The organism is Cupriavidus sp. MPR-AND1C (assembly GCF_058809705.1).
On record NZ_JBXASU010000084.1, the window covers coordinates 17,538 to 31,857 of the forward strand.

Here is a 14,320-nt window from a genome sequence, read left to right on the forward strand (position 1 = left end):
CAATGGAGCATGGCGGATCTTGAATTCATTTTAATCAGGGGACTACTTATGGGGTCCATTTTCTGCATCATCTGCTATATCCGATACAAGAGAAGTTAACAACACACATTCGAATTTTTCGACACTGACACTCAATAAATTATCTCAAGCTTGACACCACAAAAAATAATATAGCGAAATGAAAGAAAATTTCCGACCCATCTTGGCATATCTCACAGTATGCCTAATAACATTTTCATTGGGAGGTTTATTCTTTGAGCTTATATTTTTTCCAGCAATTGCATGGATCAATGGATACCATGGATATTTTCCGCCTGGATGGGATCGAGTTTTTTCCTGGCTAAAATTCATTTTATTTTCTAGCCTAGTTTGTGGATTAGGATATTGGTATTACGAAAAAAAAATGTTTAGCAGGTAGTTCAGCACGTAGCCACTTCAACGGATAAGCGACTTCCGCAGGCCTCTTCGCAGGCGGGGCCTTTGGCGCACCCAATGGCCAGAGCAACAGCGGCTCGATTGCGCAAGGGGGGGCGGGTCTTTCATTCCCGGAAAAGAAATGAAAAAATGAGCAGAAAACTGGATGAACTATTGCGAGAACGAACATGGCGCGGCGTTTTCAGCAGAGCTGTTTGCACAATCTCTCTCGTCGTACTTGTTGCATGGCTTCCGGAAATTGTAACCTTCGGCGAAGCCACAGTTTTTAAACGGCAATTTATTATAAACGAAAACAAGTATTCAATTATAAAGATAATTTCGTGTCTATTTTTAATTATTATTATTATTCGCGAGGCTCTCACCATCAAACGTATACTAAAAAATCGCGCAAAGGAAAAACTACCCACAAGATCAATCAAAGATATCTCCAATGTGGATTGATGATAAATTCGATAGTCCCGGCTGGCAAGGAATTTCCGTTCGCATAGTCACGTGCTTTTCGATACTAATAGCAGTACGCTTTCTACGAGACGCGGTGATCTGGATCTCAGAAAACATTACAAATACTCATACAACAATAACGGATGAGCAAAATAATTCCTCCATTCTCCTTATTACAATTCTCTGTATATTCTGGCTCGCTCTGGAAGTGGTGTACATCATCCTGATTGCATTAAAAAGGCGGCGACATTGAGGCGCCTCCGTCGCCCAGGCAACGCCGGGTTGAATGAAGCGCTCGGCAAAGTCGCGGCCAATAATGCAGCGGGTGGCGTTGGTGCCATCGTGAGTGCTGGGTCGGGTGCGGCGACTCCGGCGAATGTGGATCGGTTCAATCAGCAGTTGCCACAAAGAATCCCTTGCCCGCCGTCTTTGGTGCCGCCACAAGCGGCTTTGGTCAAAAGGCTATGGGCAATACAACGAACATCATCATGACCAGGCCCATCACAGGGGGTAGCAGATGACGGAAAATATAGGAAGTAAATTGGCTGCTTGGTTCAAAGTTTGGGCCATCCGCCCGCTTTTTTACTTCATAGTGGCTAGTTTCTTCTTGCTATTCGCCATTCCAATTACAAGGTCTCATATGTTCAACATACCGTATGGTCTCCCTGTCGCAGAAGACTACATTCGTTTCGCGAAAGCATCTACGGCTCTCGCATCGATCACCACAATAGTAATTTGGTTTTCGATAGCCGCCGCGTGCCATAGCGTGTAATCCACTGCAAACTGTTAGAGTTGGCTCATCGCGCCTTGAAACTGACGATGACCTGCTTCAATCGAAAGATGCATCAAAGTTAGTTATAACTTTTGAACTAAACACGAATTTTTTATAAAAAATATTTTTGTCAAAACAACAATTACTTAGCACCACTCAACAAACTTAAAAATGAGTAAAGGACTTTTTATAACGATCGCGAAAGGCCTCCTTTCCCCTTGGATAATGCAATTACCGCTCATCGTACTTTGGCTTCTTAAATTCAATGTTACATCACGCCATTTTATTGCGATGGCTATATTCTGCTCCATATGGACCATCGGCATAGCAATTTGGTACGGAATATTGTTTAGAAAAAGATCACAAGCAAAAAATCGCGATCTTGATAACTATCTTTAGAAGATGCATTTCCGGGATACCGGGCTATCCGATGGACCAGGCCGCTCGAACTCAGTGTTCGATGCAACGATTAGGAACTTTGACACTGCGAAACTGGTGCATTTTTTGAATCATTCCCTACCGTTTTGAACGAATCAAGCGGCGCTCCTTTTTGGGATGGCGCCAAAGGGTGCCACGGTAGTCAAGGATATGAACAACGCGGAGAAAAACTGATGAACCAAAAAAGAATGATAGTGACATTGAATACCTGGTACGTCGTAGGGCTTGCGTCTGCGTTCGGCGCTGGTTGCTGGGCATTCGTTACGGCCGGCGTTTTCCGCACACTATTTAATATGGAAGAAAATACGGCGATGCTATTCATCGGCATCCCTCTTTTTGTTGTTCTGTCGATTTGGTTTTTCAGAATTCTGCCAAAGCACCTGCGCAAGGCAAAAATTCTTGGTGATGAACCTGAAAGATTCGGACCATGGTAAAGAGCCACAACGGTGACCGGCTCAACCGGCAGTGGCATCCGGATGAACAGAAATGGATCCGGAACAATTCCAATTCTTTCGTAAAGCAGCAAGGCATCTCCAAATCGGATGCAGAAATGCGCCCTTTACATCTGGGATTCCGCCAAGTCCAAGCGGGCGTGGGTTGCCAGGAGGATACCGCAGCACGCGAATTCCTCAGCCGCGCACATGGAATGCTGCCCGCCGACGGCGCCAGCGGCGCGAGGCTACATGTTCTATGCTACGGTCACTCAAAAGGGCGATCCAAACATGTTTGCAAAGTATCTCCCGCAGGATCGCATATTAATCGGTCATTTCCCAACGGGACCGCAAAAAATTCCTTACTGATGGTGGCTGTGGCTAAGTCCATTTGCCTGGTTAATTTATTTAACAAAGCTAGATCTTTAAAATGAATTGGCGGACGACATTTAATTTTCTTAATGATGCGATCGTCATTGGTTTGACGATAGTCGCATCAGGTGCATTCTATGTTTTTCTCATTCTGTGGGTATTCTTGAAGACCATCGGCCTCGATGATCAGCAAAATCAGATCAAGATTGGTGTGATCTTCATGGCCATCTATTCGATATGGGGGATAATTTATCTCCCGAAGCCCTTGCGTAAGGCAGGGTTGCTGTGTGGGGCCTTTGAGAAGCGAAATCGAAATTAATGAATCGCTGATCAATGAGGTTGTCGCTCAACCCGCAGTCTTCCTCCTGTACGCCGCCAGCGGTTACGTTCGTTCCCGAGCCGGGCAGGGATTATGACGTCTTCATGCAAACCGCCGGCAACCGCTGTTGGGTTGGCGCCAGACGCATCGACAACCAAGGCGCGGATGAGTCGATTCGCCTGGAATTGGCGCAGAAGTGTCCGACTGCGCCCACCCCTAACAATTGAGGCCACAAAAACACGTGGCCATGCAGGACGATTTCTCCGCGCAGCGGCTCGCTCAGAGCTACATGACCATGTGCGGTGATCCCGGACCAGACTCTCGCCAGCGGCGAATTGCCGGCTGCGCTTCGTAGCCGAAGGCGTCGCTGGCGGCAAGGCCGGCGACACGCCTGGCTAGTGGCGCATGGCCTTGCCAACCGGCCCAGGCACACCCACGCGCAACCTTGACCGGGCCACGAAAAACATACGCCGCCTGCCGGAGCAGGCCGCCTACCAGCAATTCCCCCCCCCACAACCACAGCCTATCCAGAACCTGGCCAAGTTCAGCGCTGAATCGATCGATTGGGAAATTTCTCCCCTCATTTTCGTATTTGTCCGATTTCAATCTGCATGAAAGCTCGGTATCGTCCGTCTGGCCTTGGCGTAGTCCAGCCTCACACATGCGGCAGCGCGCTTGCGCGTGGGTGGCATTGGCAACGAGGCCAGCGGCGCTTGCGTCAACCATGCCATCTGAAATCTGGAGTGGAGAAGATGATCCGATTTATTTTTTCACACCGGCATCGCCTGTCGATGTCGCGAAAACTTGGTCTGTTCATCCTCGCTCGCAGAGCCTCAATGCGCGATGTTCTCTGTGCACTCGATGGCACACCACTCGATTGCACACGTCATGAACATATAGCGATCTAGCCCGACCGGATCATCCGCCTCCGCATCGAATTGCCTGACATGTAAGCCGCGTCAATCCATGCCGATGAACTTCCGCAACGCGCGCCGCAAGGCGCGTGGCGTACCCCCTTTTGCCTCGCTCATCCTGACGCTGCCCGCACTGGCGGTTGCCCAGGCCCTGCCTGCATTCCCGCACACGGTCCCGCCTGTCACCCCGAACGCCGCCATCGAGCGCCGCCAGGAACAGCAGCAGGACGCTGCGCGCGAGCGTGCCCTGGCCCGTCCCGATGTGCTGACGACCTCCCCCGCCGACGCCGCCAACGCTGGTATCGCGGGACCGCTGATCCTGCCTGCCGAGTCGCCCTGCTTGCGCATCGGGACGGTGCGCTGGGAGGGTGCCGAGGACTTTGCGTGGCTCCAGGCCGAGGCGGGCATCCTGCCCACTCAATGCGTTGGCGGCAAGGGGCTGGAGGCCATCCAGAACTATTTTTCGGCGCGGCTGCTCGCCCAGGGCTACATGACCACGCGCGTGGTGATCCCGGGGCAGAATCTCGCCGGCGGCGAGTTGCGCCTGCGCGTGGTGGCCGGACGCCTCTCTGGTGTCAAGGCCGCGGCCGCGCCCGGCTGGTGGCGCATGGCCTTGCCCACCGGCCCCGGCGGGCTGGTGAACCAGCGCGACCTTGACCAGGGCACGGAGAACATGCGCCGGCTGCAGGGGCAGGCCGATGCCGGCATTGACCTGGTGCCCGGCGAGAACCCTGGTGACACGGAACTGATCATCAGGCCGGGCACCGGCAAGCGCTGGCATGCGCTCGTGACGGGCGATAACGCCGGACTGGACAACACCGGGCGCTACCAGACGGGCGGCACGCTGACGGTGGACTCGCCACTGTTCCTCTACGACAGCCTCACCCTCTCCGGCAGCACCAATGCCAATGCTGGCAACGGCGCGGCGGGGACCCGCTCTTCGGCCATCAGCTACAGCATTCCCTTCGGTTACTGGAGCGCTTTCTTCAGCGCCAACCAGTCGCGCTACCACCAGACGGTGGCGGGTTTCGAGAGCGACATCGTCTACGGCGGGCGCAGCACGCAGATCGAGGCTGGACTTGGCTACGTGCCGTTGCGCAACGCGTCGGGCAAGACGAGCCTGTACGCCAAGGTGTTCCGCAAGACCGCCAGCTCCACCCTGGACGGCATCGATATCGCCGTGCAGCACCGGGACTTCGCCGGCTTCGAGGCCGGCGCCGCGCACCGCCAGTACCTCGGCAGCACGGTGCTGGATGCCGGCGCGGCATGGCGCGCGTCGCTGCCCGCGCACTCCAGGTCGCCAGGCTTTGTGCTGGGCGAGCCCGGCTGGGATGGCAAGTCGGAGATCGTGCTGGCGAATGCCGGCCTGATGGTGCCATTCCAGGTCGCCGGGGAGCGCTTGCGCTACCAGGGCAGCCTGCGCATGCAGTACGCCCGCACCCGCATCTTGCCGTCCGACTACTTCGTCATCGGCAACCGCTACTCGGTGCGCGGCTTCGATGAGCAACTCACCCTTGCCGCCGAGAACGGCATCACCTGGCGCAACGACCTGGCCTGGCAACTCGGCAATACGGGGCAGGAGGCCTTCGTGGGCTTGGACATGGGCCATGTCAGCGGCCCCTCCGCCGGGTTCCTGGTGGGCCAGACGCTGATGGGCGCGGTGATCGGGGCGCGCGGACGCTGGGCCATGGGTGGCTACGCCGCCCTGACCTACGAGGTGACGCTCGGCAGGCCGCTCAGCAAGCCTGAGTTCTTCCGCACGCACCGGCCCAGTATCGCGGCGCAGATCGGCGTTGAGTTTTAGGCCCCGCATCCCCGGGGGTATCGCGCAGGCGACGCTCGCCCGATGGCGTGAATCGTTTGCAAGCTTGAGTAACGAAGAGGAGAAACCCGCATGAACAGAGTGACAAGTGGATCGCTATTTGCCGCGGCTGGGCTGCTCGCCCTGCTTGGCGGCTGCGCGACCGAATCATCAACCGCGTTGCCCGTGCAGAAGGTCGAGAGCGCCAGCCGCCCCTACGTCGGGGTGCGCACGCCGATCGCGGTCGGAAAGTTCGATAACCGTTCGAGCTATATGCGCGGCGTGTTTTCCGACGGCATCGACCGGCTGGGCGGCCAGGCCAAGACCGTGCTGATCACTCACCTGCAACAGACCAACCGCTTCCATGTCCTCGACCGCGACAACCTGGACGAGATCAAACGCGAGGCGGGCATCAAGAGTCAGGCGCAACGCCTCAAGGGGGCCGACTACGTCGTTACCGGCGATGTGACCGAGTTCGGGCGCAAGGAAGTGGGCGACCAGCAGCTCTTCGGCATTCTCGGCCGCGGCAAGTCGCAGGTGGCCTATGCGAAGGTCGTCCTGAACGTGGTCAATATCGTGACATCGGAAGTGGTGTTCACCAGCCAGGGCGCGGGCGAGTACGCGCTGTCCAGCCGGGAGGTCATAGGTTTTGGCGGCAGTTCCAGCTATGACTCGACCCTCAACGGCAAGGTGCTGGATCTCGCCATGCGCGAGGCCGTGACGAACCTGGTCAACGGGGTCGAGGCCGGCGCCTTGAAGCCGGGCAATCCCTGAACACCAACATCCAGAGAAAGAGGAGAAACCGTGAAGACATCATTCCGGCCGTGCCGCCTGGCGACACTTGCGCTCGCGGCAAGTGCATTACTGGCGGGCTGCGCCGCGCCAGCCAAGCCCCTGTATCAGTGGGAAAGCTACCAGCCGCAGGTCTACCAGTACTTCAAGGGAGAATCGAAGCAAGCCCAGATTGAAGCGCTTGAGCGCGATCTGCAGAAGATCATGGCGGCGGGCAATACGCCGCCGCCGGGCTACCACGCCCATCTTGGCATGCTGTACGCCGAAGCCGGCAAGGATGATCAGATGGCCCGCGAGTTCCAGACGGAAAAGACCCTGTTTCCGGAGTCGTCCGCCTATGTGGATTTCCTGATGAAGAACATCAAGCAAGGGGGAAGCAAGAAATGAAAGATCTGCTCAAACGCGCGCTTGCGCTCCTGGCCGTCGCGGGGCTGGCCGCCGGATGCGCGGCGCCACCCAAGAATGTCGACTACGCCGCCTTCAAGGAAAGCAAGCCGCGCTCGATCCTGGTGCTGCCCCCGCTGAACGAGTCGCCTGACGTCACGGCAACCTACAGCATGCTGTCGCAGGTCAGCTATCCGCTTGCCGAGGCCGGGTACTACGTGCTGCCGGTGGCCCTGGTGGATGAGACGTTCCGCCAGAATGGCCTGACGACGCCAGGTGATATCCATGCTGTCCCGCCGCCGAAGCTCAGGGACATCTTCGGCGCGGATGCCGCCCTCTACATCACGGTGACGGACTACGGGACGAAGTTCCAGGTGGTCAACAGCGCCACGGTCGTCAGCGCGAAGGCGAAGCTCGTGGATTTGCGCACAGGCGGCACGCTCTGGACCGGCGCCGCGTCGGCATCCAACAGCCAATCGGGCAACGCCGGCGGCGGCCTGGTTGGCATGCTTGTGGCGGCAGCGGTCGCGCAGGTGATCAACAGCGTGTCGGATGCGAGCTATTCGGTCGCGGGAGCAACGAGCCAGAAGCTGCTGTCGGCCGGCAGCCCGGGCGGCATCCTGTACGGTCCGCGCTCTGCCAGGTACGGCGCAGACTGATGGTGCCGCGCCGGCTGCCGCAACGCCGCAGCCGGCCGGTGGATGCCTGGCAGGCGAACAGCCCGGCCGCCACTCAGATCTCCGCCCGCAGCCCCACGAAAAACCGCCGCCCCGGCGCCGGCTCGAAATACCGGCCATTGCTCTCGTTGACGATCACCGATCCGATGTAATGCCGGTCGGCGATATTGTCGATGCGCCCATAGGCATACCAGCGCATGCGCCCCACGCGGAAGTTGTAGCCGGCGCGCAGGTTGAAGGTGGCGTAGCCCGGCGCATATTGCGTGTTGAGGTCGTCGGCGAACACGCGCCCTTCCACGCGCATCTCCACGCCCAGCGTGAGGTCGGCCACGGGCTTGTACGTGGCCTCGGCGAACAGGCTGTGGCGCGCGGTGCCGGGCAGGCGGTTGCCAGAGGCTACCGTTGCGCCCTGCGCATTGCGAAAGGCGTCGCCAAAATAGGCGTCGAGCCAGGTGTAGGCCAGGCCGGTGCCGTAGCGCTCGCCGGGGCCGTAGGTGCCGCGCCATCCCAGCTCCAGACCGCGCCGATGCACACCGTTGACGTTCTGGTAGACGGCGCGGCCGTTGTCGTTGGACAGCGGCACGATCTCGTTGTGGCTGCCGGCATCGAACACCGCGGCTTCCAGCCGTTGCCCTTTGCCTTGCCATTTGACGCCGATCTCGCCCTGGCGGCTGGTGGAGGGCTGCAGCCCGAGGTTGGTGCCGGTGCCGCCGGGGCCGTAGGCGACTTCGGTCAGCGTCGGGGTTTCGAAGCCGCGGCCAAGGTTGGCGTAGACGTTGAGCGAGTCCACCGCCTGCCAGACCACGCCGAGCACCGGGCTGACGTTGTTGTAGGTGGCGGTGCCGCTGTCGTCGGGGCTGGCGGCGGTGATGTAGTGATCGTCGATGCGCAGCTTGACCTGGCTGGCGCGCACGCCGCCGACCAGCCGCCAGGATGGATTCCAGGTCCAGTCGAACTGGGCGAAGGCGCCCAGGCTGCCGGCCTTGTCGGTTTCGTCGCGGCGCAGCGCGCCCTGCGTGCCGTTCTGGTTCACATAGCCGGTGCGCGCGTCGCGCATGCCGTCGGCGTCCAGGCCGGCGCTCCATAGCAGAGGCAGTCCGGCCACCGTGGTGTTGTGGTGCCATGACATCGCACCGCCGCCGTAGGATCTGTCGATATCCACGATGCCGCCCGCCGACGAGGGCGCGATGCCGCTGAAACCCAGGTACTGGGTGAGTTCGCGGGTGCCGCCATAGAGGCGGAATTCCAGGTTGTCCTGCTCGCTCAGCCGTTGCTCCACCAGCACGCCGCCCTGGTTCTGCCGCACGGTCTTGCCGGTATTGAACTGCGTGGCCAGCGGCACGGCCTGGCGCGGGTTGGCGTCGGCCTGGGCGCGCGTGAGGCCGAGCGGGTCCTGCGCCTGGGGCTGGTCGAAGGCGTTGAACAACAGGGTGACGCGGGTGCCGGTGACCGGCTCCGCCACCACCTTGGCGTTGAGCTGGCGGCGCCGGGCCGCGCTGTGGTCGCGGTAGCCGTCGGTCTCGAATGTCCATGCATCCAGCACGCCGCCGATCTTGTCGTTGCCGCCGCCCACCGTCACGCCGGCCATCCATTGCCCGTCGGAGCCGAATCCGCTGGTGGCGCGCGCCATCGGCGCCTTGGGCGGATCGGGCGTGAAAATCTGCACGACACCGCCCGACGCATTGCCATAGAGCTGGGCAAAGGGGCCCCGCAACACCTCGATGCGGCTGGCGTTGGTGAGATCGGCGGTGGAGGCCTGTCCCTGCCCGTCCGGCATGGTGGCGGGAATGCCGTCCACAAACAAGCGCACGCCGCGCACGCCGAAGGTGGAGCGGCTGCCAAAGCCGCGCACCGCCAGCTGCAAGTCTTGCGCGTAATTCTGCCGCTCGCGCGCGGCCACGCCGGGCACGAGCGGCAGCAGCTCGGACACGTTGATCAATGGGCTGGGCGTGCTCAGCGAATCGACGGGAACGCTGTCGATTGCGGCCGGCGCGTCAAAGCGCTTTTGCTCGGCGCGGCTGACGCTCACCACCACGTCCGGCAGCATTTCCTCGGCCAAAGCCGCGCCGGGCGCGGCGGCAAGCATCGCCGCCGCCAGGCAGCACAGGCGGTGCGAAGCCTCTGCGGAAACCGGTTTCCTGCTTCGCCCACCGCCCTTGTTGCCTGCCATATCCCTGCCTTGAGTTTGTTGATGACTTCCTTTTGCTGCTGTGCGGGCGGCCCGCCCGGCTGCTACTTGGCCATTGCCTGGGCCTTGGGCCGGATGGCGTCCGCGGTGCCCTGGATAAACGCCTTGATCTTCTCGACATCGTCCGCGCTCAGCTTGCCGGTGAAGTCCGGCATGCCGCGCGCCATGGCGGGTCCCTTGAAGATGAACTTGTCGAGATTTTGAATATAGGCAGTATTCATATAGCCGAGGTTGGGAATATTGCCGCCGCGATCCACCCCGGGCACGCCATGGCAGAGCACGCAGTTGCTGACGTAGAGCGCCGTGCCGGCCGCGACGTTGGCCGGGTCGTACTTCACGCCCGACAGCAATTCACCCGCGCGGTACTGCACGAACGCGGGCATCGGCGCCTTGCCGCCAACCGCGAAGGTGTAGACGGTGCCCGGCCCCTGCCGCTCGGTGGCGCGCTGGGCCTGCCCGTAGACGCCACCCCAGCCGACGGCGACGGACACGTACTGCTTGCCGTCCACCAGATAGCTCACGGGCGCAGCGATCACGCCGGTGCCCGTGGGCGACTCCCACAGCTTCGCGCCGGTGGCGGCGTTGTAGGCGATGAAGCGGCCATCGGCCGCGCCCTGGAACACGAGGTTGCCGGCGGTGGTGAGCGTGCCGCCGTTCCATGGCGAGACCTGCTCCTGCGTCCAGACCGCCTTTTGCTGCACCGGGTCCCAGGCGATCAGGCGCCCAAAGGGCTTGCTGGCGGGCGGTTCGGCGTTGAGGAACTTGGCCGTGTTCCATCCCACGTTGCCGTGCGGCTGGCCGGGCTGCTTGCCGTTGAACGTCCAGTTCTTGTCGTCCATCAGGTTGAGCGGCACATGCTGCGCGGGCAGGTAGACCAGGCCGGTCTGCGGGTTGAACGACATCGGATGCCAGTTGTGCGCGCCGTAGGGCCCGGGGATGGCGTCATAGGGCTTGTCGGTGGCGCGTGCCTCCGGCAGCTCGATCGGGCGTCCGTTCTGGTCGTAGCCGCTGGCCCAGTTCACATCGACGAAGTTCTTGGCCGAGATGAACTGGCCGTTGGTGCGGTCGATGACGAAGAAGAAGCCGTTCTTGGGCGCGTGCAGGATGACCTTGCGCGCCTTGCCGCCGATGTTCAGGTCGGCCAGGATCATGGGCTGGGTGGAGGTGTAGTCCCAGTTGTCGCCGGGTGTCTCCTGGTAGTGCCAGACGTATTTGCCGGTATCCGGATCCAGCGCGACGATGGAGGCCAGGTAAAGGTTGTCGCCGCCGGCCGGGCTGCGCTTGCTGCGCGACCAGGGCGAGCCGTTGCCGGTGCCCACGTACATCAGGTTGAGCTCGGGGTCGAAGGCCAGCGTGTCCCATGCGGTGCCGCCGCCTCCGGCTTCCCAGTACTTGCCGGCCGGATCCCAGGTCTTGGCCGCCTTGGCCATCGACTCGTCCTCGAACGGCTTGCCGGGGTCGCCGGGCACGGTGAACCAGCGCCATTTCTGCTCGCCGGTGGCGGCATCGTAGGCGGTGATATAGCCGCGCACGCCATACTCCGCACCGCCGTTGCCGATGATGACCTTGCCTTTGAACACGCGCGGCGCGCCGGTGATGGTGTACGAGTGGGTGCGGTCGATGATGGTGTCCTTCTCCCACAGCTTGCGGCCGGTGCCGGCATCGAGCGCGATCAGGCGGCCATCGTAGGAGGCGACAAAGACCTTGCCCTGGTACAGCGCCACGCCGCGATTGACCACGTCGCAGCAGCCCTTGTAGCCGATCGACTTGTCGACCTTCGGGTCGAAGGTCCAGATGCGCTTGCCGCTGCGGGTGTCGATGGCATGCACCACGCTCCACGACGCGCTGACGTACATGATGCCGTTGACCACCAGCGGCGTGGCTTCCACCCCGCGCGTGGATTCCAGATCGTAGGACCAGGCCAGCCCGAGGTCCTTCACGTTGTCGGCATTGATCTGCGAGAGCCGGCTGAAGCGGGTTTCCGCGTAGTCCAGGCCGTAGCTGGGCCAGTCGGGTGTCTTGGCGGCGTTGCCTTCGATGAAGGCGCCGTCGACGCTTCGGGTGACGCTACGGATGTGATCGGCGCTGGCCACCTTGGCCGGCGGCCTGGCCTGCGCCGCCGCCAGCGAGAACGCTGCCAGCCCCGCTACCAGCACTGCCAGCTTGCGTGACAGGCCCGCTTGATTGCCGGCACGCTGCGCAACGCGCGGCCAGCAGGAAACAACCCGCTTGGGTTCTTGGCTCATTGTGTCTCCTCTTTTTTTGCTTCTTCTTCGGGGGAATCTTCGGGGGAAGCCAGGCTGGTTCTATGCCAGCGGCTGGCCAATGGCGCAATGGACATCGCCCGTCGCGCCACCGGATTGCAGCAGACCTAAGAATGGCCGCAGGGGTAGGTTTTACCCACTCGGGATTACCCGCAGGGCGAACGCCCCCACCACGCGCGGCGATACCGCTCAGTAAGCCATGCAGACCGACTTGATCTCGGTATAGGCCTCGATGGCGGAGCGGCCATGCTCGCGCCCGACCCCGGAGGCCTTGTATCCACCAAAAGGCATGTTGGGGTCCACGATGTTGTGCGTATTGACCCAGACCGTGCCGGCATCCAGGCCATCGACCAGGCGCTGCACCGCGCGCAGGTCATTGCTCCAGATGCTGGCGCCCAGGCCATACTCGGACCGGTTGGCCTCGGCCAGCACGGCCTCGGGGTCGTCGAACGGCATGGCCACCACCACCGGGCCGAAGACTTCCTCGCGCACCAGCGTCAGGTCCTTGCACGCGGCGTTGGCCACCACGGTGGGCCGCACGAAATAGCCGGGGCGGTCCAGCGCGGTGCCGCCCGCGACAATGTCCGCGCCTTCGCTGCGCCCGGTGCCGATCAGCCCCATGACCTTGTCGCGGTGACGCGACGACACCAGCGGCCCCATCTGGCTGGCGGGATCGAGCCCGGAGCCCAGCACCGTGGCATTGGCCACCTTGCCCAGCCCCTCGACCACCTGGTCATAGTGGCGGCGCGCCACGTACAGGCGCGAGCCGGCCGTGCAGACCTGGCCCTGGTTGAGGAAGATGGCGCCGGCCGCGCCCTGGATGGCATGCGCGGGATCGCAGTCATCCAGCACGATGACCGGGCTCTTGCCGCCAAGCTCCAGCGACACACGGCGGATATCCTGGCCGCAGCGCGCACCGATCAGGCGCCCGACTTCGGTCGAACCGGTGAAGGTAATCTTGTTGACGCCGGGATGCGCCACCAGCGCCGCGCCGGGCACGCCGTCGCCGGTCACCACGTTCAGCACGCCCGGCGGGAAGCCCGCTTCCAGCGCCAGCTCGGCGAGCCGCAGCGCGGTGAGCGGCGTTTCCTCGGCCGGCTTGAGCACCACGGTGCAGCCGCAGGCCAAGGCCGGCGCGATCTTCCAGACCGCCATCAGCAAGGGAAAATTCCACGGCACGATGGCGCCCACCACGCCCACCGGTGAGCGCCGGGTCATGGCGCTATAGCGCGTGCCGGGGGGAAACGGCACCGATACGTCCAGCGTGCTGCCTTCGATCTTGGTGGCCCAGCCAGCCATGTAGCGCAGCCATTGCGCGCTGCCGCCCACCTCCAGGCCTTGCGAGAACGCCAGCAGCTTGCCGTTGTTGAGGGTTTCAAGCCGGGCAAGTTCGTCGCCGTGTTGCTCGACCAAGTCGGCCAGCTTGAGCAGCAGGCGCTCGCGCTGGGCCGGCATCATGGCGCGCCACGTGCCGCCGGCAAAGGCGCGCCCGGCCGCGGCCACCGCCGCATCGATATCCGCCGCACCGCCCGCAGGCACGCGCGCGATCTCCTCGCCGGTGGCGGGATCGAACACGGCGAAGGTCTCGCCAGACTCGGCCTGGCGCCACTCACCGTCGATCAGCATGGCATTGCGGATGGCCTGGTTCAGGCCGCTGCGGGCTTCCTTGGGTGCATTCATCTTCGTCTCCGGTTGGTCTTGGCGGGTGCCTTGTTATGGAGATCGAAGTTAACACCACGGCCTGATCATGGCTTGTCTGGCCGTGCACAAAGCTTGTCGATGCGTGCAAAGCGTGGGAAAGGCTGAAGCCAAAGCCAAAGCCAATGGCCAATGGCCAATGGCCCTTGGCACCCCAACGCCGCAACGAGCGCCCGCCCTCGCCACCGGCCTGTAGTGGTCAAACCAGCGGGAGCAGAATCGACATCGTCAGCCCAACGATTCGGCGTAGCCGAGTGACCCGCCCCCAGGCGGGGAACACCCCAGCGCGATGCGAAGCGAGCCGTCAAGGTTTACCTAGGCCGTATGGGGCGCCTCGTGATCCGGCGAAAAGAGCGGAAAAGAGGGACCCATGTCTGAGTATCGCCTTAAGGCG

Annotated in this window: 9 protein-coding genes; 6 read left to right on the forward strand and 3 right to left on the reverse strand. The window is 61.5% G+C overall.

All coding sequences use genetic code 11. From position 1 onward, the window contains the following. The first annotated feature begins 492 nt into the window (after nt 1–492). The 6 genes from AC1RWI_RS30460 (at nt 493) to AC1RWI_RS30485 (ending at nt 7,758) form a co-directional block, all read left to right on the forward strand. Complete coding sequence (locus AC1RWI_RS30460; RefSeq protein ID WP_492870157.1) at nt 493–876, forward strand: hypothetical protein; 384 nt, start codon at nt 493–495, stop codon at nt 874–876. 1,383 nt (nt 877–2,259) lie between these two features. Beyond that, a complete protein-coding gene (locus tag AC1RWI_RS30465; RefSeq protein ID WP_492870158.1) occupies nt 2,260–2,520 on the forward strand; it encodes a hypothetical protein in 261 nt (86 codons plus the stop codon). 1,654 nt (nt 2,521–4,174) lie between these two features. Then, nucleotides 4,175–5,926 (forward strand): ShlB/FhaC/HecB family hemolysin secretion/activation protein, encoded by a 1,752-nt coding sequence (locus tag AC1RWI_RS30470; RefSeq protein WP_492870159.1) that lies wholly within the window; start codon nt 4,175–4,177, stop codon nt 5,924–5,926. Between the two features lie 90 nt (nt 5,927–6,016). Then, on the forward strand, nt 6,017–6,697 hold the full coding sequence (locus AC1RWI_RS30475; RefSeq protein WP_492870160.1) for a CsgG/HfaB family protein: 681 nt from the start codon (nt 6,017–6,019) through the stop codon (nt 6,695–6,697). Nucleotides 6,698–6,727: 30 nt separating this feature from the next. Beyond that, entirely contained in the window at nt 6,728–7,102 is a 375-nt protein-coding gene (locus tag AC1RWI_RS30480) for a DUF4810 domain-containing protein (protein WP_052495116.1), read from the forward strand. Nucleotides 7,103–7,107: 5 nt separating this feature from the next. Next, on the forward strand, nt 7,108–7,758 hold the full coding sequence (locus tag AC1RWI_RS30485; RefSeq protein WP_492870162.1) for a DUF799 domain-containing protein: 651 nt from the start codon (nt 7,108–7,110) through the stop codon (nt 7,756–7,758). 73 nt (nt 7,759–7,831) lie between these two features. On the opposite strand, the gene AC1RWI_RS30490 is transcribed toward AC1RWI_RS30485, so the two are convergent. From AC1RWI_RS30490 to styD, 3 genes are all read right to left on the reverse strand, one after another. Continuing rightward, a complete protein-coding gene (locus AC1RWI_RS30490; protein WP_492870163.1) occupies nt 7,832–9,862 on the reverse strand; it encodes a TonB-dependent receptor family protein in 2,031 nt (676 codons plus the stop codon). A gap of 146 nt (nt 9,863–10,008) precedes the next feature. Next, the gene (locus AC1RWI_RS30495) at nt 10,009–12,210 is read right to left on the reverse strand and encodes a PQQ-dependent dehydrogenase, methanol/ethanol family (RefSeq protein WP_492870161.1); all 2,202 of its coding nucleotides are present in this window, start codon (nt 12,208–12,210) and stop codon (nt 10,009–10,011) included. 207 nt (nt 12,211–12,417) lie between these two features. Then, nucleotides 12,418–13,908 carry a phenylacetaldehyde dehydrogenase StyD gene (gene styD / locus AC1RWI_RS30500; RefSeq protein WP_043355940.1) on the reverse strand — a complete coding sequence of 497 codons (1,491 nt, stop codon included), beginning with the start codon at nt 13,906–13,908 and terminating at the stop codon, nt 12,418–12,420. Nucleotides 13,909–14,320: the final 412 nt, after the last annotated feature.

Bases quoted from the DNA above. Each gene is read 5' to 3' on its own strand.
- AC1RWI_RS30470 (WP_492870159.1), top strand. From the start codon at position 4,175: ATGCCGATGAACTTCCGCAACGCGCGCCGCAAGGCGCGTGGCGTACCC.
- AC1RWI_RS30465 (WP_492870158.1), top strand. From the start codon at position 2,260: ATGAACCAAAAAAGAATGATAGTGACATTGAATACCTGGTACGTCGTA.
- styD (WP_043355940.1), bottom strand. From the start codon at position 13,908: ATGAATGCACCCAAGGAAGCCCGCAGCGGCCTGAACCAGGCCATCCGC.
- AC1RWI_RS30460 (WP_492870157.1), top strand. From the start codon at position 493: ATGGCCAGAGCAACAGCGGCTCGATTGCGCAAGGGGGGGCGGGTCTTT.
- AC1RWI_RS30490 (WP_492870163.1), bottom strand. From the start codon at position 9,862: ATGCTTGCCGCCGCGCCCGGCGCGGCTTTGGCCGAGGAAATGCTGCCG.
- AC1RWI_RS30495 (WP_492870161.1), bottom strand. From the start codon at position 12,210: ATGAGCCAAGAACCCAAGCGGGTTGTTTCCTGCTGGCCGCGCGTTGCG.
- AC1RWI_RS30475 (WP_492870160.1), top strand. From the start codon at position 6,017: ATGAACAGAGTGACAAGTGGATCGCTATTTGCCGCGGCTGGGCTGCTC.